At 60.9% G+C, this 24,262-nt stretch carries 26 protein-coding genes; 13 read left to right on the top strand and 13 right to left on the bottom strand.

Annotated elements, in window-relative coordinates:
* Positions 1–64: 64 nt before the first annotated feature.
* The 11 genes from Q1A85_RS10405 to coxB form a co-directional block, all read right to left on the bottom strand.
* Complete coding sequence (locus Q1A85_RS10405; RefSeq protein WP_299688196.1) at positions 65–1,483, bottom strand: FAD-binding oxidoreductase; 1,419 nt, start codon at positions 1,481–1,483, stop codon at positions 65–67.
* Between the two features lie 70 nt (positions 1,484–1,553).
* A complete protein-coding gene (locus Q1A85_RS10410) occupies positions 1,554–2,378 on the bottom strand; it encodes an MBL fold metallo-hydrolase (protein ID WP_299688199.1) in 825 nt (274 codons plus the stop codon).
* A gap of 52 nt (positions 2,379–2,430) precedes the next feature.
* A complete protein-coding gene (locus Q1A85_RS10415; protein ID WP_299688202.1) occupies positions 2,431–3,015 on the bottom strand; it encodes a GNAT family protein in 585 nt (194 codons plus the stop codon).
* Positions 3,015–4,277 carry a pitrilysin family protein gene (locus tag Q1A85_RS10420; protein ID WP_299688205.1) on the bottom strand — a complete coding sequence of 421 codons (1,263 nt, stop codon included), beginning with the start codon at positions 4,275–4,277 and terminating at the stop codon, positions 3,015–3,017. Before Q1A85_RS10420 ends, Q1A85_RS10415 begins: the two co-directional genes overlap by 1 nt.
* 20 nt (positions 4,278–4,297) lie before the next feature.
* A complete protein-coding gene (gene thrC, locus Q1A85_RS10425; protein WP_299688208.1) occupies positions 4,298–5,686 on the bottom strand; it encodes a threonine synthase in 1,389 nt (462 codons plus the stop codon).
* Positions 5,687–5,698: 12 nt separating this feature from the next.
* Positions 5,699–6,370 (bottom strand): SURF1 family protein, encoded by a 672-nt coding sequence (locus tag Q1A85_RS10430; protein WP_299688211.1) that lies wholly within the window; start codon positions 6,368–6,370, stop codon positions 5,699–5,701.
* A 74-nt stretch (positions 6,371–6,444) separates the two neighbouring features.
* Entirely contained in the window at positions 6,445–7,299 is an 855-nt protein-coding gene (locus tag Q1A85_RS10435; RefSeq protein WP_299688215.1) for a cytochrome c oxidase subunit 3, read from the bottom strand.
* A gap of 10 nt (positions 7,300–7,309) precedes the next feature.
* A complete protein-coding gene (locus tag Q1A85_RS10440) occupies positions 7,310–7,903 on the bottom strand; it encodes a cytochrome c oxidase assembly protein (RefSeq protein ID WP_299688218.1) in 594 nt (197 codons plus the stop codon).
* A complete protein-coding gene (locus Q1A85_RS10445; protein WP_299688221.1) occupies positions 7,900–8,061 on the bottom strand; it encodes a cytochrome C oxidase assembly protein in 162 nt (53 codons plus the stop codon). The genes Q1A85_RS10440 and Q1A85_RS10445 overlap by 4 nt, the downstream gene beginning before the upstream one ends.
* Positions 8,058–8,996: a heme o synthase gene (cyoE, locus tag Q1A85_RS10450; RefSeq protein ID WP_299688224.1), complete on the bottom strand. Its 939-nt coding sequence runs from the start codon at positions 8,994–8,996 to the stop codon at positions 8,058–8,060. The genes Q1A85_RS10445 and cyoE overlap by 4 nt, the downstream gene beginning before the upstream one ends.
* Positions 8,997–9,056: 60 nt before the next feature.
* Entirely contained in the window at positions 9,057–9,938 is an 882-nt protein-coding gene (gene coxB / locus Q1A85_RS10455) for a cytochrome c oxidase subunit II (protein ID WP_299688227.1), read from the bottom strand.
* A 175-nt stretch (positions 9,939–10,113) separates the two neighbouring features.
* On the opposite strand from coxB, the gene tldD reads away from it, so the two are divergent.
* The 3 genes from tldD (at position 10,114) to topA (ending at position 15,590) form a co-directional block, all read left to right on the top strand.
* The gene (tldD, locus tag Q1A85_RS10460) at positions 10,114–11,535 is read left to right on the top strand and encodes a metalloprotease TldD (RefSeq protein ID WP_299688230.1); all 1,422 of its coding nucleotides are present in this window, start codon (positions 10,114–10,116) and stop codon (positions 11,533–11,535) included.
* 230 nt (positions 11,536–11,765) lie between these two features.
* Entirely contained in the window at positions 11,766–12,917 is a 1,152-nt protein-coding gene (dprA, locus tag Q1A85_RS10465; protein ID WP_299688233.1) for a DNA-processing protein DprA, read from the top strand.
* A 96-nt stretch (positions 12,918–13,013) separates the two neighbouring features.
* Positions 13,014–15,590 (top strand): type I DNA topoisomerase, encoded by a 2,577-nt coding sequence (gene topA, locus Q1A85_RS10470; protein WP_299688236.1) that lies wholly within the window; start codon positions 13,014–13,016, stop codon positions 15,588–15,590.
* On the opposite strand, the gene Q1A85_RS10475 is transcribed toward topA, so the two are convergent.
* Complete coding sequence (locus Q1A85_RS10475) at positions 15,582–16,043, bottom strand: MarR family transcriptional regulator (RefSeq protein ID WP_299688238.1); 462 nt, start codon at positions 16,041–16,043, stop codon at positions 15,582–15,584. The genes topA and Q1A85_RS10475 overlap by 9 nt on opposite strands.
* Positions 16,044–16,134: 91 nt before the next feature.
* On the opposite strand from Q1A85_RS10475, the gene Q1A85_RS10480 reads away from it, so the two are divergent.
* The 5 genes from Q1A85_RS10480 to Q1A85_RS10500 all read left to right on the top strand — a co-directional run bounded on the left by Q1A85_RS10480 (position 16,135) and on the right by Q1A85_RS10500 (position 19,172).
* On the top strand, positions 16,135–16,320 hold the full coding sequence (locus Q1A85_RS10480) for a hypothetical protein (RefSeq protein WP_299688241.1): 186 nt from the start codon (positions 16,135–16,137) through the stop codon (positions 16,318–16,320).
* Positions 16,321–16,514: 194 nt separating this feature from the next.
* Positions 16,515–17,210 (top strand): CoA transferase subunit A, encoded by a 696-nt coding sequence (locus tag Q1A85_RS10485; protein ID WP_299688244.1) that lies wholly within the window; start codon positions 16,515–16,517, stop codon positions 17,208–17,210.
* Positions 17,211–17,223: 13 nt separating this feature from the next.
* Positions 17,224–18,252, top strand: a complete 1,029-nt coding sequence (locus Q1A85_RS10490) for a PAS domain-containing protein (protein ID WP_299688247.1) — start codon at positions 17,224–17,226, stop codon at positions 18,250–18,252.
* A 10-nt stretch (positions 18,253–18,262) separates the two neighbouring features.
* Positions 18,263–18,889, top strand: a complete 627-nt coding sequence (locus Q1A85_RS10495) for a 3-oxoacid CoA-transferase subunit B (RefSeq protein ID WP_299688250.1) — start codon at positions 18,263–18,265, stop codon at positions 18,887–18,889.
* On the top strand, positions 18,882–19,172 hold the full coding sequence (locus tag Q1A85_RS10500) for a GNAT family N-acetyltransferase (RefSeq protein WP_299688253.1): 291 nt from the start codon (positions 18,882–18,884) through the stop codon (positions 19,170–19,172). Before Q1A85_RS10495 ends, Q1A85_RS10500 begins: the two co-directional genes overlap by 8 nt.
* A 37-nt stretch (positions 19,173–19,209) precedes the next feature.
* Here Q1A85_RS10500 and Q1A85_RS10505 read toward each other — a convergent pair whose 3' ends face one another.
* Complete coding sequence (locus tag Q1A85_RS10505; RefSeq protein ID WP_299688256.1) at positions 19,210–20,004, bottom strand: lytic transglycosylase domain-containing protein; 795 nt, start codon at positions 20,002–20,004, stop codon at positions 19,210–19,212.
* Between the two features lie 391 nt (positions 20,005–20,395).
* Here Q1A85_RS10505 and Q1A85_RS10510 point away from each other — a divergent pair, with 391 nt between their 5' ends.
* The 5 genes from Q1A85_RS10510 to Q1A85_RS10530 all read left to right on the top strand — a co-directional run bounded on the left by Q1A85_RS10510 (position 20,396) and on the right by Q1A85_RS10530 (position 24,223).
* A complete protein-coding gene (locus tag Q1A85_RS10510; protein ID WP_299688258.1) occupies positions 20,396–20,575 on the top strand; it encodes a hypothetical protein in 180 nt (59 codons plus the stop codon).
* Positions 20,576–20,682: 107 nt separating this feature from the next.
* Positions 20,683–20,859 (top strand): hypothetical protein, encoded by a 177-nt coding sequence (locus tag Q1A85_RS10515; RefSeq protein ID WP_299688260.1) that lies wholly within the window; start codon positions 20,683–20,685, stop codon positions 20,857–20,859.
* A 205-nt stretch (positions 20,860–21,064) separates the two neighbouring features.
* On the top strand, positions 21,065–21,922 hold the full coding sequence (gene cpaB / locus Q1A85_RS10520; RefSeq protein ID WP_299688263.1) for a Flp pilus assembly protein CpaB: 858 nt from the start codon (positions 21,065–21,067) through the stop codon (positions 21,920–21,922).
* A 195-nt stretch (positions 21,923–22,117) separates the two neighbouring features.
* Positions 22,118–23,548: a type II and III secretion system protein family protein gene (locus tag Q1A85_RS10525; protein WP_299688266.1), complete on the top strand. Its 1,431-nt coding sequence runs from the start codon at positions 22,118–22,120 to the stop codon at positions 23,546–23,548.
* A gap of 9 nt (positions 23,549–23,557) precedes the next feature.
* Complete coding sequence (locus Q1A85_RS10530) at positions 23,558–24,223, top strand: OmpA family protein (RefSeq protein WP_299688269.1); 666 nt, start codon at positions 23,558–23,560, stop codon at positions 24,221–24,223.
* Positions 24,224–24,262: the final 39 nt, after the last annotated feature.

Here is a 24,262-nt window from a genome sequence, read left to right on the forward strand (position 1 = left end):
GGCCGGTCAGCGAAATGGCCCGTCACCGACACGTGTCTTTGGGTCTGCAAAACGGCCAACGGCTTTAGCGCCCGGTCCGCAGGATGGTGCCCGGGTTCATGATCCCATGTGGATCAAGGGCCGACTTGATCGCGCGCATCGCTGCCAGTTTCGTCGGATCGCCATAGCGTTCAAGGTCATCGACCTTGAGCCGCCCGACCCCGTGCTCTGCGCTCACCGATCCGCCGAGTTCGTGTACGAGATCGTGCACCAACCGTTTGATCTGGTCCCGTTCCGCCTCATGATCCGAACGCGACTTTCCGGGCACCGGGAACACATTGTAATGCAGGTTCCCGTCGCCCACATGGCCAAAGCAATTGATCCGGAACGCGCCCAACGAGGCAATCTGCGCGTTGGCCTGCTGGATAAATGTCGCAATTGCCCCCAAGGGCACTGAGATATCGTGCGAGCTGACCGACCCGATGCGCCGATTGGCCTCGGGGATGGTTTCGCGGACGGTCCAGAATGCCTGAGCCTGCCGCGCGTTCTGCGCGATAAGCCCGTCGTGCGACAGCCCTTGTTCCGACGCGGCAAGATACAATTGCGCCAGCGCGTCCTGTGGTGCGATGCCATGCGGCAAGCCAACCTCGATCAGGACGGACCAATCGGGTGTCTCGGTCCATGGGTTTTCGACGTCCGGCATGGTCTCTGCCAGAAAATCAAAGCCCTGACGGTGGATCAATTCAAATGCGGTGACCCCGTCACCGATCTGGTTGCGGGCCAGCGACAGAAGCGTCAGCGCCGCCTCCGGCGAGGCAACGTGGAACAACGCTGTGCCCGTCTGCGCCGGGCGGGGAAACAGTTTGAGCGCGGCCGCCGTGATGATGCCCAACGTGCCTTCGGCCCCGATCAGAAGGTGGCGCAGGTCGTAGCCGGTGTTGTCCTTGCGCAGGCGACTCAACCCTTTGAGGATCGACCCATCCGGCATCACCGCCTCAAGTCCAAGGCACAGATCGCGCGCATTGCCATAGCGCAAAACGCCTGTACCGCCCGCGTTTGTGCTGAGGTTGCCGCCGATCCGTGCCGACCCTTCGGCGGCCAGTGACAACGGGAAAAGCCTGTTTTCCACAGCCGCCGCGGCCTGCACATCCGCAAGGATCGCACCGGCGTCCGCAATCAGCACGTTCTCTTGCGGGTAGACCGCGCGGATGGCCGTCATCCGCTCCAGCGATAGGATCAACGGGCGTGGCCCGTCCGGGGCCACCTGCCCGCCCACCAGCCCGGTGCCGCCGCCATAGGGAATTACGGGGATCCTCAGTGCTGCTGCGGCTTGCACAAGCACCGCGACCTCTTGGGTTGCGCGCGGCAAGGCCAGCAATCCGGCCTGCCCGGCATAGCGCCCGCGCGGCTCTTCGAGATAGGCGGCATCCGCCACCGCGAAGCGGTCTTCGGGCAGCAGATCGCGCAAGGTGGCTTCGCGGTCAGGGGTAACGGGGTTCAACATATGGCTTGGCTTGCTTTGCTTTGCGTCATGACCCCTGTCGCACAGTGCGCGGACAGGGACAATCGCGCCTCTAGTCTTCGGACACGCGCAGCCATTGGGGCCGCAGCACCATGATCGTCGGCGTGCTGGGCAACCGGTCAAGCGACACTTCGAGCGTCGGCCCGCCAACCTCGACCACCTGAAACGCATCGCGCATCCCGGTCAGGAACTGGTCCAGCGTGAAATCCCCGAACCAGTGCATCGGAATGACAATCGAAGACCGCAACCGCCGGATGATGCGCATCATCGTGGGCAGATCCACCGTCATGCCCCCGTCCACGGCCGCCATGACGACATCCAGCCGCCCAATTGCCGCGTATTGTTCATCCGTTGGTTCGTGGTGCAGGTGTCCAAGATGGCCGATACAGAGCCCCGCCAGTTCGAAGACAAAGACTGAATTTCCATTTGTCTCCACACCCGACCATTGTGAACGGATGTCGGTGGACACGTTGCGCACCAGCACCTCACCCAGATCGACGCGGTGGTCGATCCCCAACCCGAATTCGCCCCAGCCGGGCAGTACATGCGGGATCGCAGGGTCCGGAAAGGCGGTCCAATGCGTTTCATGCGCGTGATTCATTGTCACCACATCCGGGATCATCGGCACGTTGCCGACAAAGCCCGTGAAATCCGTCACCATGTTCAACCCAGCAGCCGACCGGATCAGGAACGACGCGTGCGCGATGTAATGGATCAGCACGGTCTCCTCCGCCACTTGGGCATCGTAACTTGCACGGTGCAGGTAGGACGCACCCGGAATGGCCTCGGCCAGCGCTATGCAGTGGCTGGGTGTGCGGGTCTGGGCAAGCGCAGGGAGCGCAGTGAGCAGGGCAAGACAAATCAGGATCAGGCGCATGACCAAAGGATAGCGCGCAAGTGCGCATTTCCAAAAGGCTTCACTCGGGAATTCAGCCTGCGTCAGTCTTGCCGCGACGATCCATGCGCAAAGCTGCATAAAGAACATGCGTTCGCCAGCGCCCATCGATCTGAAGGTAGCTTTGGGCGACGCCCTCGTATTTGAACCCGCAGTTTTCCAAAAGACCACGGGACGCCGCGTTCTCGGGCAGGCACGCCGCCTCGATCCGGCTGAGGTCGAGGCGGGAGAACGTGTAATGGACCAGCGCAAGGATCGCCTCGCGCATGTAGCCTTGCCGCGCGTGGGCTGCCCCGGTCCAATAGCCCAACGTTCCAGCCTGCGCAGGCCCGCGCCGGATATTGTCGAGCGTGATCGCGCCCAGCAAGGCGTCGTCCTTGCGCCGGTACAAGAACAGCGGCACTGCTGTCCCTGACGCAATCGAACGCTGTGCCCAATAGACACGGTTGGTGAACGCCTTGCGGGTCAGGTGATCGGTGGCCCAACTCGGCTCCCACGGGACGAGATGTTCGGCGCTGGCCGCACGCAACGAAGACCACGCTCGAAAATCGGAATGCGTCGGCGGGCGCAACGTCATCCGCTCCGTCTCGATCCGCAATTTCCGTTTGGCAAGCAGCATCAGGCGGCGCGTTGCTCCTGCAGGCGTGCGCGGTCCGGTGCACCGGCCACAGGACCATAAAGTGCCAACGCCATCGGCGCTTGCCCGGCCATATGCTCGGCAAAACTGCGAACGTCCGCAGCGGTCACGGCGTCTATGCGCGCGACCGTCTCTTCGAGCGACGGCACGCGGTCCCAAATCTGGATCAGACGTGCCAGACGTTCAGCCCGGTTCGAGGGGCTTTCAAGCCCCATCAGCAACCCTGCTTTCATCTGCACGCGCGCACGCTCCACTTCGGCGACGGTCATATCTTCGGCGGCGCGCTTCATCTCGTCCACGGTGATATGGGCCAGTTCCGCCACCTGTTCCTGCGACGTGCCTGCATAGATCGTGGTCATGCCTGTGTCTGCGTAGGCCCCGGCTTGGGCAAAGATGGAATAGCACAGGCCACGGTTTTCGCGGATTTCCTGAAACAGTCGGCTCGACATGCCGCCGCCCAAAGCGCTGGCATAGATTTGCGCGGTGTAAATTGCGTCGTCGCGGTAACCCGGGCTTTCAAAGGCCAACGCAAAATGCGCCTGTTCCAGCGTCTTTTCGTGGCGCACTTCACCACCCTGAAAGCGTGCCGTATCGGCGACGGCCATGGGGCGCGGTGTGAGATGCCCAAAGAGCGTTTCGGCCAGTCGCACGATCGCATCGTGATCAATGGCACCCGCAGCCGACAGGATCATCTGCTCTGGCCCGTAATGCTGCGCGGTGAACCGTGCAAGATCATCGCGCTGAAAGGCCGACACACGTTCTGACGGGCCAAGGATTGTCCGCCCAAGCGGCTGTTCGGGATAGGCCTGTTCCTGCAACCAGTCAAAGATCACATCGTCCGGCGTATCGAGTGCCTGCCCGATCTCCTGCAGAATCACGCCTCGCTCGACCTCGATCTCGCTCTGGTCAAAGACGGGGTTCAGCAGGATATCCGACAGCACATCCATGGCCAGCGGCACATCCGCCTCGAGCACGCGGGCGTAATAGGCCGTCACCTCGCGGCTGGTATAAGCGTTGATATAGCCGCCCACATCTTCGATCGCCTCGGCGATCTGTAACGCGGTCCGCCGCTCCGTGCCCTTGAACGCCATATGTTCCAGAAAATGGGCGATGCCGTTCTGTTCCGGCGCTTCGTGGCGCGCGCCTGCGCCGACCCAGATGCCGATAGAGGCCGACGCCAGCCCGGGCATGTGTTCGGTTACGATGCGAAAGCCGTTTGGCAGGCGATGGGTCTTGGTATTCAAATGGGTCTCACTGCGAATAATCAGGTGGCGCGATGTGCGATGATATGGGCCTTGAGTGCCGGAAGATCGTTGGGCACCCGGGTCAGCCGTTCGGGCCTGTCATACAGGTCCGCCATGCGCGATGGAAGGGGGGGGCGAATGCCGGTTGCCGCCTCGACCGCGTCGGGGAATTTCGCCGGGTGCGCGGTGGCAAGCGTCACCATCGGCGTACCCGCCTGACGCTGTTCATCGGCCACATGCACACCCACGGCGGAATGCGGACAAAGCAATTCGGCGCTGGCTATCAGGGTGGTCGAAATCTGGGCAGCGGTTTGGTCTTCGGACACCCGTCCCGAGCTGAAATGCTCTTCCAGCGCCTGCATCGCACCTTGGCTCACCTCGAACCCGCCAGCCTTTAGTTCGTCCATCAACTGGGCAACCGCACCGCCGTCCCGGTCATAGGCATCAAACAAGGCGCGTTCAAAGTTGGAACTGACCTGAATGTCCATGGACGGGCTGATCGACGGAATTGTCTCGCCCTTGTGGTATCCCTGCCCGCTCAGGCAACGGTGCAGGATGTCATTCTGATTGGTCGCCACCACCAGCCGGTCGATAGGCAGGCCCATGCGCTTGGCGATGTAGCCTGCAAAGATGTCGCCGAAATTGCCGGTTGGCACGGTAAAGCTGATCTTGCGCTGTGGTGCTCCGAGCGCCACGGCAGCCGAAAAGTAATACACCACCTGCGCCAGAACCCGCGCCCAATTGATCGAGTTTACGCCGGCAAGGCGGACCCCATCGCGGAACTCGAAATCGTTGAACATGTCTTTGAGTCTCGCCTGACAATCGTCAAAGTCCCCTTCAAGCGCGAGCGCGTGGACGTTGCGTTCAGATGGGGTGGTCATCTGGCGTCGCTGCACCTCGCTGACCCGTCCATGCGGATAGAGAATGAACACGTCTACGTTGTCGAGGCCCCGGAACGCCTCCATCGCCGCGGACCCGGTGTCACCGGACGTGGCCCCCACGATGGTCACCTTGTCCCCGCGACGGGCCAGCGCCGTCTGGAACAGCTGCCCGATCAGCTGCATCGCGAAGTCCTTGAAGGCCAGTGTCGGCCCGTGGAACAGTTCCAGCAGGAAATGCCCCTGATCCAGCTGCACCAATGGCGCGCGGGCGGCGTGCCCAAACCCGGCATAGGCGCGGTCGATGCAGCCGCGAAACTCTGCGTCCGTGAACGTATCCCCGACAAACGGGCGCATGACGGCATAGGCGATGTCCTCGTAACTCTGGCCTTCCATCGCGGCGATGGCGGCGTGATCCAGTTGCGGGATCGTTTCGGGGACATACAGTCCGCCATCACGGGCCAAACCGGTCAGCATCGTGTCTTCGAAGGTCAGCGCGGGGGCGGTGCCCCGGGTCGAGATATACCGCATGTCTCGTCTTTCTCAGGCCGCGCCGCGGCGGGTCCGCAGCAGGAAATATCCAGTCATCGCCGCCCAGATCAGAGCCAGCGAAAACCATGTTATGGCGTATTGCAGGTGATCGTTCGGAATGCCAGCGGTGTCTACGGGCCAAGGCGTCACGCCAAGGTCTGTTTCCGGCGCATCGCGCAGAACCACAAGCACTGGCGCGGTGCCAAGGGTCGCCGCCATGGCGGGCACGTCACGGGCGAACCACAGGTTTGCGTCTAGGTCCGGCGCGGGCGTGAACCCGTCCGCCTCTTGCGGGGCGTCAAGATTGCCGGTCAACGTCATTTTGCTTTGCGGTGGGGGCAGGACCGCAGCCCCGTCGCGCTGCCAGCCGGTGTCGACCAGCACGGGGCCGAACTCATCGGTGTTAAACGGACGTATGATGCGATGCACCGGACCGATGTTTCTGCGCGATGCAAGCATCCGGATGTGCGTATCACCGAACGTGCCAGTGACCGTGACAGGCGCATAGCGTTGAAAATCAGGTTCGACCGCAGCGCGCAAGGGCACTGGGTCCGCATCAATTTGCGCCTCGATCCGCGCCAGCAGGTCTTGTTTCCACGTCAGCCGCTGCACCTGCCAGACGCCGAGGCTGATCAAGATGCCAGTGCCTGCAAGGCCAACAATCAGCAGAAACCACAAACGCATCGCGTTTTCGCCCCCTTCAACGGAAAAAGGCGCGCAGCTTTGCCGCGCGCCTTTGTCATGCTTTCTGCGTCAGATCAGTGCGCGCCGGGCATTTGCGCCACGCCCCAGATGTAGACGGCGAAAAACAGGAACAGCCACACCACGTCGACAAAGTGCCAGTACCAGGCGGCGGCCTCAAAACCGATATGTTTCTCGGCGGAAAAGTGCCCCTTCATCGCGCGCAGCAGACACACGAACAGGAAAATCGTGCCGATGATCACATGTGCGCCGTGAAAGCCGGTGGCCATGAAGAACGTGGAAAAGAACGTGTCGCCGCCAAATTCCCAGCCCTTGTATAGCAGGTAATTGTACTCATAGGCCTGCAGGAAGGTGAACGCGACACCCAGAACCACGGCGATGGCCAGACCATTGATCACGTCCTTGCGCTGGCCGCCATGCACCAGCGCGTGGTGCGCCCATGTCACGGCACAGCCCGACAACAGCAGGATCAGCGTATTGATCAGCGGCAGGTGGAACGCATCCACCTGATAGATTTCCGGACGCACATACTCCGTGCCGAAATATTCGCTCATCGGGTAGATGCCGTCCTTGAAGAACGCCCAGAACCACGCGGCAAAGAACATTACTTCGGACATGATGAACAGGATAAAGCCATAGCGCAGACCGATCCGCACAACCGGCGTGTGATCGCCAATCCGGCTTTCGGCCACCACGTCCGCCCACCAGCCGAACATGACGTAGAGAACGCCAACAAAGCCCATCAAGAACAGCCACGGGCCGCTCAGTTCGATGCTGCGGAACAGGACGGTCATCCCCCCCGACATCCAGGCGACAGCGCCGAACAGCATGACAAAGCCCGCCAGCGCGCCCAGCAGGGGCCAGGTTGATGGCTGCAAGATATGGTAGTCGTGATTTTTTGCGTGGGCCATGGTCCGTCCCTCAGTTCAGGTTGGTGTCGGTCTGTTCGTCGAGGGACGCATAACCCTCAGGCAGATCGATTTGGTAAAACGTATAGCTGAGCGTGATCGTGTGCACGTATTGGCCGTCACGATCGTCAACAATTTCGGGGTCGACGTAGAAGGTCACTGGCATCTGCACCCGCTCACCGGGGGCCAGCACCTGCTCTTCAAAGCAGAAGCAGTCGATCTTGGAGAAAAAGCCGCCTGCCGCATAGGGCGCGACATTGTAGCTGGCCGATCCGGCAACTGGTTTGTCGGTCGGGTTGTAAGCCTCGTAGAAAGCGAGGCCGGTCTCGCCAATCCGCAGCTCCATCTCGCGCACCGTTGGGGTGAACTGCCACGGCATGTTACGTTCGAGCGAGGCATCAAACCGAACCTTGATGGTCTGGTCCAAGATGTCATCGCTCGCCATTTCGCTCACACCCGGCGTGCCACCAAAGCCGGTGACACGGCAGAACCAGTCATAGAATGGGACAGATGCCCACGCCAGACCGCCCATGACCACAACGAGGGTCAGGGTTTGCGCAACGGTTTTTTGCGGACCGTCCAGTCGATCAAACAGCTTGCGTATCATTGCCCCTCCTCGATGCGTGGAAGTTCGAAATCACCGCTTGTGACCTTAGCCACCGTCAGCGCGAGGACCAGCACAACAAACCCGCCCAACAGCAGGCCAACACCCACATTGCGGCCTTTGCGCCGCTTGTGCAGTTCGTGTTCGGTGTGCAGGCTCACGTCCAGATCCCCCACGCGGCGGGTAACACAGCCTCGACCAGAATCGCGCCGAAATGCAGAAACAGGTACAGCAGCGACAGCTTGAAGAACGACTTTTCGACCGCATAGCCGTCGGCCAATGCCGCGTCCTCGTCCCGGCGCCAGATATCATAGGCCCCTTTGAGGAACATGGCATTCAGCACCACTGCCACGACAAGGTAGACAGGCCCACCGATTGCGGTGAACGCCGTGCCAACAGCCAAAGCAACAAGCAAAACGGTATAGGCCAGAATGTGCACGCGGGTCGCGCGCCGCCCGTGCGTCACGGTCAGCATTGGCACGCCCGCGTCGTCGTAATCCGACTTCATGAACAAGGCCAGCGCCCAGAAATGCGGCGGCGTCCACATAAAGATCAGGGCAAACATCAACCACGCCTCGACCGACATGGATCCCGTGGCGATCACCCATCCGATCACGGGCGGGAACGCACCTGCCGCCCCGCCGATCACGATGTTCTGCGGCGTCGAGCGTTTCAGCCACATGGAATAGACCACGGCGTAAAAGAAGATGGTGAAAGCCAGAAGCCCCGCCGCCAGCAGGTTTGCACTGAGCGCCAGCATCATCACGGACAGACCCGACAGGGCAATGCCCAATGCCTTGGCCTCATCCGCCGTGACTTTGCCGCCCGGAATCGGCCGCTTGGCCGTGCGCTTCATCACCGCGTCGATATCCGCGTCCCACCACATATTCAGCGCGCCCGAAGCCCCTGCCCCGATGGCGACAAACAGAATCGATGCAAATGCGATGACCGGATTGACGGATACAGGGGCGGCCAGCAGACCGACCAGCGCCGTGAATACCACCAACGACATCACGCGCGGCTTCATCAGGGCAAAATAATCGCCCAGGCTCGCTTCGGCCTCGTGCGGTTGGTCCTGATAGCTGACGTCTGTCATCTGCGTCCCGATACTGAGTTGCGTGTGCGCAAAGCGGGGCACAGCGCCCCGCCTGTTCGTTTAGTTCGAGGCGACGTTATAGGTCGCGGGTGTGCCGGCGAACTCCGCCTTGGCGCCTGCCAGCCATTCGGCATAGGCCTCTTCGCTGACCACTTTTACGGTGATCGGCATGTAGGCGTGCGCGATGCCGCACAATTCAGAGCACTGACCGAAGTAAATGCCTTCTTTCTCTGCGGCGAACCACAATTCGGCCAGACGTCCCGGCACGGCATCCTGTTTCACGCCGAAGGCGGGGATGGTCCAGGCGTGGATCACGTCCGCGCCGGTCACCTGCATGACGATTGTCTTGCCCACAGGCACAACAACCGCGTTGTCCGTGGCCAAAAGGAAATCTTCACGGCTGTAGCCCGCATCCACAAGCTGCTGCTCGGTTTCGGGGGTCAGGGAGTTGTCGCCGCCGGTCGCGGGTGCGCCAATCATGTAGCTCTCGAACGCGAAACCTTCGTCCACGTATTCGTAACCCCAGAACCACTGGTAGCCGGTTGCCTTAATGGTGATGTCCGCTTCGGGGATTTCCTGCTGCTTGAACAGCACCGGCAACGAAAATGCGCCGATGAACACAAGGATCACAATCGGGATCACCGTCCACGCAATTTCGATCGGAGTGTTGTGGGTAAAGCTGGCCGGTTCCGGGTTCCGCTTGCGGTTAAAGCGGATCACAACCCACGCCATCAGGCCCACCACAAAGAGCGAGATGATGGTGATGATCACCAGCAACAGGCCATCGAGCGCTTGCAGGTCGCGGGCCAATTCGGTTGCAGCCGGCTGAAAGCCGATACCGCCGTCAATCGGACGACCGATCACCTCGAGGTTATCCTGAGCCGTGGCCGGGACTGCGGCAAACATGCCGAGAAGACCCGACATCGAGAAAAGCTTTTTCATCTGGTCGTCCTGATCTTGATGGAGCGCACTGTTGGTCGTCGAGGCCGCTTTGAATACGCCCCGTTGTATTGGGCGCATTTACAATCATATCTTTGGCCCAAGATAAAGACGTCAGGCCCGCGTCAAACGGACGCTTCACCCATCGTCATCACCCTCACGACCATACGGAGATCGCATGAGCGACACGCCATTTGCCCCACTTGACACCGAAATCGACCGCCAAACTGCACTGGCTGTTCTGCGCGACGCGACTGCGGGTGCCGATGATGGTGAGATTTTCTTTGAGCGGCGGCGTTCGGAATCGCTGGTTTTTGACGATGGCCGTTTAAAAACGGCCAGCTATGACGCGGCCCAGGGCTTTGGATTGCGCGCGGTACGGGGCGAGGTCGCGGGCTATGCGCATTCGACCGAGATCACCGAATCCGCGTTGCGCCGCGCGGCAGAGACCGCTCGTCTGGCCGTGGGCGACGGCGGCGGCACGCTGGCGGACGCCCCGCAAGCGACAAATACTGCGCTTTACACAGACCGTGATCCCATCGCTGGCGCCAGTTTTCCGGTCAAGGTCGATACGCTCAAGGACATCGACGCCTTTCTGCGCGATCTTGATTCGCGGGTGGTGCAGGTGTCCGCGTCCGTGGCCGCGTCCTTGCAGGAGATCGAGATTCTGCGCCCCGAAGGTCTATCGGTGCGCGATGCGCGCCCCATGACCCGGCTCAACGTGTCGGTCATCGTTGAACATGCCGGCCGTCGCGAGAGCGGCAGTGCGGGCGGCGGTGGGCGCGTGGGCCTCGATGGGCTGATCGACCGCGCCGATTGGGAGGCCAAGGCGCGCGAGGCGCTGCGCATTGCACTTGTGAACCTCGACGCTGTGCCCGCCCCGGCAGGCGTCATGGATGTGGTCCTTGGCCCCGGCTGGCCGGGCATCCTGCTGCACGAGGCAATTGGTCATGGCCTAGAGGGGGATTTCAACCGCAAGGGCAGCTCGGCTTTTGCAGGGCTGATGGGCCAGCGTATTGCTGCGCCGGGCGTGACCGTGCTGGACGATGGCACGATCCCGGACCGGCGCGGGTCAATCAGCGTCGATGATGAGGGCACAGCTTCGGGCAAGAACACTCTGATCGAGGATGGCATCCTCGTTGGCTACATGCAGGACCGTCAGAACGCGCGGCTGATGGGCTTGAACGCCACGGGCAACGGGCGGCGGCAAAGCTATGCGCACGCGCCGATGCCACGTATGACCAACACGTATATGCTGGGCGGCGACACCGCGCCCGGCGATATTGTGGCCGACCTGAAGGACGGGATTTACGCCGTGGGCTTTGGCGGCGGACAGGTCGATATCACCAATGGCAAATTCGTGTTTTCGTGCACCGAAGCCTACCGGGTCGAAAACGGCGTTGTCGGCGCACCGGTCAAGGGGGCCACGCTGATTGGCGACGGTGCCACCGCGCTCAAGCATATCCGCGGCATCGGAAACGACATGGCACTGGACCCCGGCATGGGCAATTGTGGCAAGGCCGGTCAATGGGTGCCAGTTGGTGTTGGTCAGCCCACCTTGATGATCGGCGGGCTGACTGTCGGGGGCTCTGCCACCTGATTCCCGGCATCCGCCCCATGATCTGGCGCAGGCACCGCGACAGCCTCGCTATTTCTGGGGAGGTGCGCGTGAGGTGCCTGCCGCGGGTCCATGCGGTGGCGTTTAGCGTGGATAAGAATTTCCCTGTTAAATCAACCGTAGGATGCGCTTTGCCAAATTGAATCGCCCGTGTTCACTGGTTGTTAACCTTGCCGAATCTACAACAAGGACAGCAACGGACGGAGCAACGGATGACTGAAAAGGATACCCATCCTTCTTCCACTCACCCCCCACTCCCACCCACCTCGGAAGACGACCAGTTTAACCGTCTCCGTCTGTTGCGCTCACGCCGGGTTGGCATTTCGACGTATCAACGTCTGCTGATTGAACACGGCACCGCGCAAAATGCGCTGGCCGCGCTACCTGAGGTAGCGCGCGCCGCCGGCGTTTCGAAATACGAAATCTGTCCCGAAGGCGTTGTGGTTGCGGAAATGCGCGCGGCGCAACGCGCCGGTGCCACGCTGGTCGCGCAAGGGTCCAAAGCCTATCCCGCAGCGCTTGCAGCACTATCCGACGCGCCCCCCTTTCTCTGGGCACTGGGCGATACCACGTTGCTCAGTCGTCCGGCCATCGCAATGGTTGGCGCACGCAATGCGTCCTCGCTGGGCACCCGCATGGCCCGCGCCCTTGCCCGCGAATTGGGCGAAGCGGGGTACGTTATCACTTCAGGTCTGGCCCGCGGCATTGACGCGGCAGCGCACCTGGCCGCGCTCGACACCGGCACCATTGCGGTGCAGGCGGGTGGCGTCGATGTGATTTACCCGGCGGAAAATACCGGCCTTGCCCACGATATCGCGGCGCAGGGATTGCGGTTGAGCGAGCAGCCTATGGGCCTGCAACCCATGGCGCGGCACTTCCCGGCGCGCAATCGCATCATCTCGGGCCTGTCATACGCCACAGTTGTGGTAGAGGCCGCGGCAAAATCCGGCAGCCTCATCACGGCGCGCGACGCACTCGATATCGGGCGCGATGTTCTGGCGGTGCCGGGGCATCCGATGGATGCACGCGCGTCGGGCTGTAATATGCTGATCCGCGACGGGGCGACGCTGGTGCGCAATGCCGCCGATGTGCTGGAAGCGCTGGCGCCCATTGCCCCACAAACCGAACCGGAATTACCTTTGGAACCCCCAGCCACGCCGCCCAAGGACCGCCGCAGCCTCACAGAAACCGCAGCCCTCCACCAGATGATCCTTGACCGGTTGGGCCCCGCGCCGCTGGCCGAGGACCAGTTGATCCGTGACTTGGGCACTGGTGCCGAAAAAGTCGCGCCCGCATTGCTCGATCTTGAGCTCGAAGGGGTGATCGACCGCGCCCCGGGCGGCCTGCTCAGCCGCGCCAGTTAAGCGCATCAGTCGCAGCTTCGGTTGACAATCCGGACTTGCACCCCACATCTTGCGCCGCCATAGAGCTCACAGATTTTGCCGAGGTGCACCCAATAAATGCCAGTTGTCGTTGTCGAATCCCCAGCCAAAGCAAAGACCATCAACAAGTATCTGGGTGACAACTATACCGTTCTGGCCAGCTACGGGCATGTGCGCGACTTGCCGCCCAAGGACGGATCGGTCGATCCCGACAACGAATTCGACATGTTGTGGGAGGTGGCCAGCGACAGCAAGAAACACGTCAAAGCCATCGCTGACGCACTCAAGGATGACAACGCGCTGATCCTCGCCACGGACCCTGACCGTGAGGGCGAGGCGATCAGTTGGCACCTGCAAGAGGCGCTGACCAAGCGCAAGTCGATCAAGAAAGACACCGACGTCAAGCGCGTCACCTTCAACGCGATCACCAAGGCGGCGGTGACGGAGGCTATGCAGAACGCGCGACAAGTCGACATGCCGCTGGTTGAGGCCTATCTGGCGCGCCGCGCGCTGGACTACCTCGTCGGCTTCAACCTGTCGCCGGTGCTGTGGCGCAAGCTGCCGGGCGCAAAGTCCGCAGGCCGCGTGCAATCGGTCTGCCTGCGCATCCTCACCGAGCGCGAGATGGAAATCGAAGCCTTCCGCGCCCGCGAATACTGGTCGGTCAAGGCCATCCTCGCCTCGCCCCGCGGTCAGGAATACGAAGCACGTCTGACCAATCTGGCGGGCAAGAAGCTCGACAAATATGATCTAGAAAACCAGACACAGGCGGAAATGGCCGTGCAGGCCATCACCAGTCGTGATCTGAAGGTCCAGTCGGTCGAGGCGAAACCCGCCTCGCGCAATCCGTCCGCGCCCTTTATGACCTCGACCCTGCAACAAGAGGCCAGCCGCAAATTCGGCATGGGCGCGCGGCAGTGTATGTCCAGCGCACAGCGTCTCTATGAGGCGGGCTATATTACATATATGCGGACCGATGGCATCGACATGGCACCCGAAGCGGTGACCATGGCGCGCGACGCGATCAAGGATCGGTATGGCGCGGAATACGTCCCCGCACAGCCGCGCATGTACAAGAACAAGGCCAAAAACGCGCAAGAAGCGCACGAATGCATCCGCCCCACGGACATGGCGCGCGACGCAGCCTCCCTCAAGATCACCGATGACGATCAGCGCAAACTATATGACCTAATCTGGAAACGGACGCTGGCCTGCCAGATGGAAGGCGCGCGGCTTGAACGCACCACGGTCGAGATCGGCAGCGATGACGGACAGGTCGGCCTGCGCGCCACCGGTCAGGTCATCTTGTTCGACGGCTTCCTGCGGGTCTACGAAGAGGGTCGCGACGACGAGGTCGTGGATGACGACGACAAGCGCCTGCCGCAACTGAGCGAAGGCGAAAAGGCCGACAAACGCTCGGTCACGCCCGACCAGCATTTCACCCAGCCCCCGCCCCGCTACACCGAGGCCACGCTGGTCAAACGGATGGAAGAACTGGGCATTGGCCGCCCCTCGACCTATGCCAGCATCGTCACGACGATTCAGGATCGTGGCTATGTCCGCAAGGACAAGAACCGGCTGATCCCCGAAGACAAGGGGCGGCTGGTGATCGCGTTCCTTGAAAACTATTTCCGCAAATATGTGGGCTACAACTTTACCGCCAGCCTCGAAGAAGAGTTGGATGACGTCAGCGCGGGAGACCGCAATTACAAGGACGTTTTGGGCCGGTTCTGGGCGGATTTCTCTGCCGCAATCGCGGAAACCTCCGAATTGCGCATCACCGAAGTGCTGGAAAAGATCAACGAGGTGTTGGCACCGCACCTGTTCCCGCCGCTTGAGGATGGGGGCGATCCGCGCCTGTGTCCGAACTGCGGTGCGGGGCGTCTGTCGATGCGCACGGCGCGCTCGGGCGGTGCCTTCATCGGCTGCTCGAACTACCCGGAATGCCGCTACACGCGCCCCTTCGGTCCACCAGATCCCGAGGCCGAGGCCAGTGCCATTCCGCCCGAAGGCAAGTTGCTGGGCGAGGACCACGGCGACGAAATTCGTGTGTTCAAGGGCCGGTTCGGCCCATATGTGCAGCGCGGCGCTGTGACCGAAGACAACAAAAAGCCCCCACGCCAGTCGATCCCCAAGGATTGGGCCCCAGAAGAGCTGGAACTGGACCGTGCCGTGATGCTGCTGTCCCTGCCCCGTGAAATCGGACCCCATCCCGAGGACGGGATCATGGTCTGGGCCAATATCGGGCGCTACGGGCCGTATATCAAACACGCCGAAAGCACGTCTGACCGGGGCGGCACCAACGCCAACCTCGAAGGCATCGACGAGGTGTGGACCGTGGGCATGAACCGCGCCGTACAGCTTTTGGCCGAGAAACTCGCCAGCCGCGGGGGACGCGGGGCGGCGGCCAAACCGCTGCATGAGCTGGGCGAACACCCTGATGAGGGTGGTCCGGTGGCCGTGATGAAGGGCAAATACGGGCCATACGTCAAATGGGGCAAGGTCAATGCCACGATCCCCAAGGGCACCGAGCCCGAGGATGTCACCATGGACATGGCAGTGCAGCTGATTGCGGAAAAGGCACCCAAGAAAAAGGCCACGCGCAAGAAAGCAGCCCCAAAGAAGAAACCGGCGGCCAAGAAAAAGTCAGCCTGACGCGGAGCCTTCCAGCGCTTCGACCTTGGCCACGACCTTGCCCAGCAAGGCCAGCATCTGATCCTGTTCACGCGCGCTGAGCGCCGACAGGAACAGTCCCATATTGCGCAGATCCTGATGAAAGATCGTATCAGCGATCTGCTGACCTTCGTCCGTCAGATACAGTGCATATGCCCGGCGGTCATCTTCGCACTGGCGTCGCTGGATCAGCCCGCGTGACATCAGCCGTGATATGACGCTGCTTGCCGTGGTGGGGGCGATGCCCAGAGATGCCACCACCGTGCCTGCGCGCACACCCGGCGTGTTGCGCACCATGCCGAGGGTGTGGAAATCCAACGGATTGAATTTGATCACGTGCTGATGCTCAGGCGGCGTGCGTTCGCTGATCAGCATCACGCGCATCAGCGTTTTCACTTGGTCCAGCAACTGTTGTTCCTTGGTCATACCAGACATTCGCCCAGCGCACTTGAACGTGCAAGCAGACTTCCTAAATGTACGATAATCGCATCAAATATTGCGAATATCGCATCGAAAGGAGACCGAAATGAAAACTGTCCTGATCACCTCCGCCACCGCCCTCACCATCGCGTTGACCGCGGCTGCGTCCGTGTCTGCGGGCATTCCGAACCCTGCGCCGACTACCATCGACTTCCCGACCGATTTTGACGGCTTCATGGGGGACAAGGCGAAAAAGACCGCCACCAAATCCGTCTTGACCAAATCGGAATAACACCCGTCCGGGGGTGTGCGGGCCGATCCCGCACATCCCACCTCACAGCGCTTTGCACTATATTTCACAGGGATGCGGACAACCGCACAGCGCACCCCGAACAAACGCCATCGCGTTGACTTTACCTCTGTATACAGTCACATACTGGCCCCAAGACACGGCAACCCGCGCCAGCGGGCTTTTTGGGGGTGCGCATGAAAAAAGTATACGGTTCCGCGGCAGAAGCGCTGGATGGATTGCTGTTCGACGGCATGTTCATTGCGGCGGGCGGCTTTGGTCTGTGCGGCATTCCCGAATTGCTGCTGGATGCAATCAAAGATGCCGGCACCAAGGACCTGACCTTTGCGTCGAACAACGCAGGCGTCGATGATTTCGGCATCGGCATCCTGCTTCAGACACGCCAAGTGAAAAAGATGATCTCGTCTTATGTGGGCGAGAACGCGGAATTCATGCGCCAGTATCTTAGCGGTGAGCTTGAACTGGAGTTCAATCCCCAAGGTACGCTGGCCGAACGGATGCGCGCAGGCGGCTGTGGTATCCCCGGCTTTTACACCAAGACCGGCGTTGGCACAGTGATTGCCGAAGGCAAGGACCACCGCGACTTCAACGGCGAGACCTACATCATGGAAGAGGGCCTTTTTGCAGACCTGTCCATCGTCAAGGCGTGGAAGGCCGACGAGACGGGAAATCTGGTCTTTCGCAAGACCGCCCGAAACTTTAACCCGCCTGCCGCGATGTGTGGTAAGGTCTGTGTGGTCGAGGTCGAAGAGATCGTCCCAACGGGTAGCCTTGACCCCGATCTGATCCATCTGCCGGGCATTTATGTCCACCGCCTGATTCAGGGCGAACACGAAAAACGTATCGAACAACGCACCACCCGCGCCGCGTAAGAGGAGCCTGAACGTGCCGGATACAATCGAACAGCTGTTGGAAGACGACAAGTCCTTTGAGGGCTTCAGCCGCGCGCAGATTGCTATGGTGGTGACCAATCCGCATCTCGAAGACAATCCAATTGTCTACGTGAATCAGGCGTTCACGCGCAGCACGGGCTATGCGCGGTCGGCCACGATCGGTCGCAACTGCCGCTTTCTTCAGGGTCCCGATACGAACAAGGCAGACGTGGATCGCCTGCGCGCGGGAATCGAGGCCGAGGAAAGCGCAACGGTCGACATCCTGAACTACCGCGCCAATGGCGAGCCCTTCATGAACCGCCTCATTGTGGCGCCTGTGCACGACAACAAGGGCAACACTCAGTATTTCGTGGGCGTGCAGAAAGAACTGCGCCAGAGCGAGCTGTCTACCAGCGCCGAAGAGATCAACGCCCAACTCATTGAGATTCAGAACCGTGTCGCATCAGACCTGTCGATGATCATCGGCATGATCCGCCAGCAATCCGGCGCGACATCCGTACCCGAAGACTTTGCGGCACTCAGCCGCCGTATCGAAACCATGCAGCTTCTCTATGAAGAGATGAAGCTGAGCGACCGACAATCGAACCGCGACTCGATCCAGATGGGCAGTTACCTGTCGCGTCTGGCCGCCGCCATTGCCCATATCGAGGGGCGTTCGGGTATTCGCCTGTCATTGCAGATCGAACCGCTTGAGGTGCCGATTGAGACGGCGACCCGTGTGGGCCTCGTGATGTCGGAACTGCTGACCAACGCGTTCCAGCACGCCTTTGAACGGATGGACATGGGGCTGGTTGAGGTTCGGATGAGCCAGCTCAGCGCCGGCGGTCTGCGCCTTATCGTGGCGGATGACGGTGTGGGCATCCCGGCCGAAATGGATTGGCCCGATGCCGCCAGCGTGGGCGGACGCATCGTCAATGGCCTGATCGAAGGCCTAGAGGGCACATTGCAGCTGGGCCGCGGCGCCGCGGGCAGCTACATCACAATAGACGTGCCCGCAGGCGCGTCGGTGACAGACGCATAAGGAAAATCAGATGCCTTGGGATCGCAACCAGATGGCTGCGCGCGCCGCGCAGGAGCTTGAAGACGGCTGGTACGTCAATCTTGGGATCGGAATCCCGACATTGGTGTCCAACTATATCCCCGAGGGGGTCGAGGTCACGTTGCAGTCGGAAAACGGTATGTTGGGCATGGGCCCATTCCCGATCGAAGGGACCGAGGATGCCGACCTGATCAACGCGGGCAAGCAGACGATCACTGAACTGCCCCAAACCGCCTACTTTGACAGCGCCACGTCCTTTGGCATGATCCGTGGTGGCAAGATTGCCATGGCGATCCTGGGTGCCATGGAAGTGGCGGAAAATGGCGATCTGGCAAACTGGATGATCCCCGGCAAGCTGGTCAAGGGCATGGGCGGCGCCATGGATCTGGTGGCAGGCGTCGGTCGCGTGGTGGTTGTGATGGACCACACCAACAAGCACGGCGACAGCAAGGTCCTCAAGGCGTGTACCCTACCGCTGACGGGCAAAGGCGTTGTGGACCGCATCATCACGAACCTCGGTGTGCTGGACGTGGTTGATGGCGGGCTGAAGATTGTCGAGACCGCCGATGGCGTGACCGAGGATGAGCTGCGCGCCGCCACCCAAGCCACACTTGTCTGAGTTCGACATCACGCGCGAAGACGGCGAGACCAAGGGCCGCTATGTCTTGCGCAAGGACGGCGTCGAGGCCGAACTGACCTATTCCATTCTGTCTCCGCAGACACGCATCGCCGATCACACAGGCGTTCCGGATGCCCTGCGCGGCACCGGCGCGGGTCAGGCTTTGGTCAAGCGACTGGTCGCGGACGCGCGCGCCGAAGGCTGGAAGATCGTCCCGCTGTGCCCATTTGTGAACGCGCAACGTGCCATGCACCCCGAATGGGCGGACGCGTTCAACGTTTGATCCGGGCATGGCCTGACGCAGCGCAGCGCCCCTGCGCTCAATTCAACGCGGCAAATACACATCCATCACTGGCAAGCTGCGGCGGCGTCACGCACAGGCCACGCGCCACCTGAAACGCGGCGAGCACCTTGGGCACGTAATCCCGCGTCTCAGCATAAGGCGGCACGCCCGCGTGCTTGCGCACGGCCCCCTCGCCCGCATTGTATCCCGCCAGCACGAGGATCGGGTCGCGGTTAAACTCGCCCATCAGCCAGTCGAGATATTTGACACCGCCCACGATATTCTGCGAGGCCGCAAGACTGTCGGTCACACCAAAGCGTGATGCGGTGGCGGGCATAAGCTGCATCAGACCCTGCGCGCCCGCGCTGCTGACCGCATCCGGTTTGCCGGACGATTCCACCATCATCACGGCAAGAACAAGCGCGGGGGACACTTGCGTGCCGATGGTCGCGCGCAGGATGTCCACACCATGCGCCTGCGCCACAGTCTGCATCTGTTGCAGGCGTGGGGCTGCCACGGGCGCTTTGGACCGCGCCAGCGCGCTCAGCGCCGGTGCCAGACGTCCGGCCCCCGCTGCATCAAGGTCTGTTGCCACATCCGACCAGAACCAATCATAGCGAGCCGCATAAGCAGCAGGTGCCTTGTCTTCGGTCGGATCGGTTTGCGGCACTTCGGCTTCGACCTCGGATGGGTCGATCTGCACAGTGATCCGCTTTTGAGTGCCTGCCGAGGGCGGTTTGACCCGCTTGGCGGAGAAATCCTTGAACGCCGGAGGATCCTTGGCCACAGCACTGCCACAGGCCAAACCCACCACAAGTCCTGCGATACACATCAATCTAAACATATAGCCTGCCTGCACGATGCTGCGTGCGGTTCTTTTTGACCGCCGGTTGTTTCCAGTATCGCAAAAAACCGCAATCCCATCCAGCATTGTAAATCTGAAAATCGGCAAGACTGCCATATTTGCCGCCTCGAATCCGGGTGCCGCACAAAAACAGGATTTTTATTCAGTTTTTTATGTTTATGAATCAGCGTCTTAGCCGCGCACGCCCACAATTTCCCTCTACGACGTGAAAAGCCCGCGAAGCCGCCAAAATCGTGCCCCATTCGGACGTCTATATGCAGCCATACCAAGTCGGACAGAGGCCAAAGAGAGAGAGCGGCCTCAACAACGGACGGCAAGGTACTAACGCAAACTTACTGATCCTTTGGAGGGACGTACTATGATCAAATTCATCAAAAACTTCCGTAAAGACGAAGACGGCGCCGTGACAGTTGACTGGGTTGTTCTGACCGCTGCTGTGGTTGGCCTGGCCGTTGCTGCTTACACTTCGATCCAAACCGGTGCCACCGAGCTGACAGCCGACACCGACACATTCCTGCAGGCACAAGACCCCAACTAAGTTGGTCTGACCTGACAGTGTGAAACTGCATGGGGCCGTGACCAAGACCTTGGTCACGGCCCTTTGCATGAAGTTGGCAGTTGGAACCATTCAGTGAGGTTATTGAAATGAAGCATGTCATCACATCATATGCGCGGGACGAATCCGGCGCGGTCACCGTAGACTGGGTCGTGTTGACGGCGGCAATCGTGGCATTGGCCGTGGCGCTTGTGCTCACGCTCACAAACGGTTCTGTCGGCGTCTCCGCTGGCGTCGAAGCGTTCTTGTCCAGCTGGTCCTTCTAAGCTGGCTGAAATCTGAATACCGCGCGCGCCCAACCGGACGCGCGCGCTGTTCTGTTTGGGGCATGGCCGTTTTATTGGGGTCCGCGCCGCTCGCTCTGCCGCAGAGCGACCGCACCTGTTCCCTCAAAATGCCACATTCAGACAATACAAATACTGCAAGAGGCCCCACCTGATTCAATACGGGCCCAAGTTATGAGGTGCTGAGATGCGAATGGTATTCGGACTGGTGTTGGTCGCCGGTGTCGCCCTTGCGGGGGGCGCTGTGTATATGGCCAAAAATTATATTGGTCAGTACCAAACTGCGTTGGCCAAAGAGCGGGCGCAGCGCGAAAAGATCGTACCAACCGTGCCCGTCTTTGTGGCCGAGCGGCAGCTGAAATACGGCGAGGCCCTCACCGCAGAAGATGTCCGCACCGTGGATTGGCCCGAAACGGCCATTCCCGAAGGTGCATTTACCGCCGACAATCCCCTGTTCCCCGAAGGCGTGACAGACCCCCGCGTGGTTCTGCGTGTCATGGAAAAGAACGAAGCCATCCTCGCGGTCAAAGTGACCGAACCGGGTGAAGAGGCGGGCATCACGTCCCGGCTGGAGCGCGGAATGCGCGCCTTTGCCATCAAAGTGGATGTGGCCACCGGTGTATCCGGCTTCTTGCGGCCCGGTGACCGCGTTGACGTCTACTGGACCGGTCGGGTGGATCAAAGCCTGAGCCAAGCGCGTGGAGAGGTGACCAAACTGATCGAGGCGGGCGTCAAACTTATCGCCATTGACCAGAACACCCAAGGCGATCTGGACGGCGCGACGATTGCGCAGACGGTGACCGTTGCCGCGAGCCCCAGCCAAGTCGCCGGTCTGGCACAGGCGCAGTCGACCGGACGTCTGTCGCTGTCGCTTGTTGGCGCTGAGGACGACACAATTGCCGGCGCGATTGAGGTGGACCAGCGTTCGCTGCTTGGCATCACCGAAGAAGCCGAGATCGCAGAGGTCGAAGAAGAGCAGACATGTTCGATCCGCACACGTCGCGGCGCCGAGGTTGTCGAAATCCCGATCCCCTGTACAAACTAAGTCCAAATTCAATGGCTTAACGCGGCGCCCCCTTTGCGGGCGCCGTTTTCGGTTTGTGGCCCTGTTGCCAGTTATCCACATAAAACCCATCGCTGAAGTCATTGATTCTTGCAAAAAAATCCAATTGCGCGCATCTTGCTGAAAACGACGGGCACAAAGACCCGGCATTGAGGCGTGATCAAAAAGGCAGGTCACATGAAAATCGACGGACTATTCAAAGCGGCCCTCACCGGGCTGGTACTGGCTATGGGCCCGATTGCGGCGGACATGGCTTCGGCAGAAACACTGCGGGTCGTGCGCGAGGCGACGTCTCGCACGCTCAACGTCCCCATGAACAGGGCGGTTGTGGTCGAAAGCGATACGGCCTTTGCCGAGTTGAGCATCGCGAACCCCGCGATTGCAGACATCTCATCTCTCAGCGACCGCACGATCTATGTGCTGGGCAAGGCCCCCGGCCTGACCACGCTGACGCTGCTGGACGGCAACGGACGCCTGATCACGAATGTGAATGTGCGTGTCGCCGCAGACATCTCCGAGTTCAAAGAACGGCTGCGGCAGATCCTGCCCGGTGAAAAAATCGAAGTGCGCACTGCCAATGACGGTATCGTTCTGTCTGGTATCGTGTCGTCCACGCAGCGGCTGCAACGCGCGCTGGATCTGGCCGAACGTTACGCCGAGGGGCGCGTGAGCAACCTGATGACCGTGGGTGGCATCCAGCAGGTCATGCTGAAAGTCCGCTTTGCTGAAATGAACCGGTCGGTGTCCAAATCGCTCAGTTCTTCGTTGAGCCTGGGTGGCACGATCTTTTCCGGTGATGTGGGCCTGAGCGGCGGCACAAATACCAACGTAACAGCCGGTGGCGTCGCCAATGGCATCGGCGGCACGCTGCCTGCCACAAACGACAATGCGGGCGCCGTGCTCTTTGGATTCAACGCGGGCAACACCCAAGTGGGTCTGCTGCTCGAAGCGCTTGAAACCAAAGGGGTTGTGCGCACTCTGGCCGAACCGAACCTTGTGGCCCTGTCCGGCCAAGAGGCGAAATTCCTTGCGGGTGGCGAATATCCCGTTCCCGTCAGCCAAGAAGACGGCGTTGTCACCATTGAATTCAAACCCTTTGGCGTTGAGTTGAACTTTATCCCGCGTGTTGTGGGCAAGGACCTCATCAACCTCGAACTCGAAGCAGCCGTGTCGGCCATCGACCCCACCAACGGGATCACGATCGACGCCTTTACCATCGACGCCTTCAGCCGCCGCGAAACATCGTCGACGGTCGAACTGCGCGACGGCGAAAGCTTTGCCATCGCCGGCCTGCTCGAAGACAACTTTGTCGACAGCAACCAGCAACTGCCCTGGCTGGGTGATGTGCCGGTTCTGGGCGCGCTGTTCCGCAGCGCTTCGTATCAGCGCGAACAGACCGAGCTGGTCATTATCATCACCGCGCACCTTGTGACCCCGGTCCAAGGTGATGTTCTTGCCCTGCCCACCGACCGCATCAAACCACCCACCGAACAGGACCTGTTCCTGCACGGTCGCGTGGCCGCGGGCACGCGCACCCCCAAAGCGGGTGCCGCCGGTGAGGTTGCCAAACAGGACTTCAGCGGCTCATATGGCTACGTGTTGGATTAAGGACAGGTCATGAAACCGATCACCACAGCCCTACTGGCAGGCAGCGTCGCACTTTCCGCGTGCGGGCCGTCCAATGATCCGGTCTACACCCAGTTCTACCGTGAGGCTGGCGCCATTTCGGACACCGGCTCCTTTGGCAACGCCACGGCGAACAACACGCTGATCCTGACCGGGGAACGCCAGTACTCCTTTGATCTTGCTCAACGTTTTGCCTCCGAAGTGCTGACAACCGTCAACTTCGCCTTCAATTCGTCGCAACTGGACGCCGGTGCACAGGATGCGCTGCGCCAGCAAGCCACGTGGATCCGCCAATTCCCCGAAGTGCGCTTTCGCGTCTACGGGCATACCGATGCGGTGGGCTCCAGCGGGTATAACAAACGTCTGGGCCTTGCGCGTGCGCGCGCTGTTGTCAGTTTTCTGACGACGCAGGGAATCGACCGCTCGCGGCTCGAAGCGGTGGCGTCCTTTGGCGAGACCCAGCCGCTGATCGTGACCCAAGGGCGCGAACGCCGCAATCGCCGCACCGTGACCGAGGTGACCGGATTCGTCCGCAACCACCCCAATGTGCTCGACGGTCGCTACGCTCAGATCGTGTATCGTGATTATATCCAGTCCGCGCAGGCTCCGACGGCCCTCACGGGCATCGTGGGCGCGGATTTGCGCACCGAACAGTAAGGTTTTTCTAAAATTTGGCCTGACCGAACGGGCGCGGAC

Origin of the sequence: uncultured Tateyamaria sp., assembly GCF_947503385.1 — a bacterium.
Taxonomy (GTDB): domain Bacteria; phylum Pseudomonadota; class Alphaproteobacteria; order Rhodobacterales; family Rhodobacteraceae; genus Tateyamaria.

Excerpts from the sequence above, each read along its gene's own strand:
- Q1A85_RS10405 (WP_299688196.1), bottom strand. The coding sequence starts at position 1,483 with ATGTTGAACCCCGTTACCCCTGACCGCGAAGCCACCTTGCGCGATCTG.
- Q1A85_RS10410 (WP_299688199.1), bottom strand. The coding sequence starts at position 2,378 with ATGCGCCTGATCCTGATTTGTCTTGCCCTGCTCACTGCGCTCCCTGCG.
- Q1A85_RS10415 (WP_299688202.1), bottom strand. The coding sequence starts at position 3,015 with ATGCTGCTTGCCAAACGGAAATTGCGGATCGAGACGGAGCGGATGACG.
- thrC (WP_299688208.1), bottom strand. The coding sequence starts at position 5,686 with ATGCGGTATATCTCGACCCGGGGCACCGCCCCCGCGCTGACCTTCGAA.
- Q1A85_RS10430 (WP_299688211.1), bottom strand. The coding sequence starts at position 6,370 with ATGCGTTTGTGGTTTCTGCTGATTGTTGGCCTTGCAGGCACTGGCATC.
- Q1A85_RS10435 (WP_299688215.1), bottom strand. The coding sequence starts at position 7,299 with ATGGCCCACGCAAAAAATCACGACTACCATATCTTGCAGCCATCAACC.
- Q1A85_RS10440 (WP_299688218.1), bottom strand. The coding sequence starts at position 7,903 with ATGATACGCAAGCTGTTTGATCGACTGGACGGTCCGCAAAAAACCGTT.
- cyoE (WP_299688224.1), bottom strand. The coding sequence starts at position 8,996 with ATGACAGACGTCAGCTATCAGGACCAACCGCACGAGGCCGAAGCGAGC.
- coxB (WP_299688227.1), bottom strand. The coding sequence starts at position 9,938 with ATGAAAAAGCTTTTCTCGATGTCGGGTCTTCTCGGCATGTTTGCCGCA.
- tldD (WP_299688230.1), top strand. The coding sequence starts at position 10,114 with ATGAGCGACACGCCATTTGCCCCACTTGACACCGAAATCGACCGCCAA.
- dprA (WP_299688233.1), top strand. The coding sequence starts at position 11,766 with ATGACTGAAAAGGATACCCATCCTTCTTCCACTCACCCCCCACTCCCA.
- topA (WP_299688236.1), top strand. The coding sequence starts at position 13,014 with ATGCCAGTTGTCGTTGTCGAATCCCCAGCCAAAGCAAAGACCATCAAC.
- Q1A85_RS10475 (WP_299688238.1), bottom strand. The coding sequence starts at position 16,043 with ATGTCTGGTATGACCAAGGAACAACAGTTGCTGGACCAAGTGAAAACG.
- Q1A85_RS10480 (WP_299688241.1), top strand. The coding sequence starts at position 16,135 with ATGAAAACTGTCCTGATCACCTCCGCCACCGCCCTCACCATCGCGTTG.
- Q1A85_RS10485 (WP_299688244.1), top strand. The coding sequence starts at position 16,515 with ATGAAAAAAGTATACGGTTCCGCGGCAGAAGCGCTGGATGGATTGCTG.
- Q1A85_RS10495 (WP_299688250.1), top strand. The coding sequence starts at position 18,263 with ATGCCTTGGGATCGCAACCAGATGGCTGCGCGCGCCGCGCAGGAGCTT.
- Q1A85_RS10505 (WP_299688256.1), bottom strand. The coding sequence starts at position 20,004 with ATGTGTATCGCAGGACTTGTGGTGGGTTTGGCCTGTGGCAGTGCTGTG.
- Q1A85_RS10510 (WP_299688258.1), top strand. The coding sequence starts at position 20,396 with ATGATCAAATTCATCAAAAACTTCCGTAAAGACGAAGACGGCGCCGTG.
- Q1A85_RS10515 (WP_299688260.1), top strand. The coding sequence starts at position 20,683 with ATGAAGCATGTCATCACATCATATGCGCGGGACGAATCCGGCGCGGTC.
- cpaB (WP_299688263.1), top strand. The coding sequence starts at position 21,065 with ATGCGAATGGTATTCGGACTGGTGTTGGTCGCCGGTGTCGCCCTTGCG.
- Q1A85_RS10525 (WP_299688266.1), top strand. The coding sequence starts at position 22,118 with ATGAAAATCGACGGACTATTCAAAGCGGCCCTCACCGGGCTGGTACTG.
- Q1A85_RS10530 (WP_299688269.1), top strand. The coding sequence starts at position 23,558 with ATGAAACCGATCACCACAGCCCTACTGGCAGGCAGCGTCGCACTTTCC.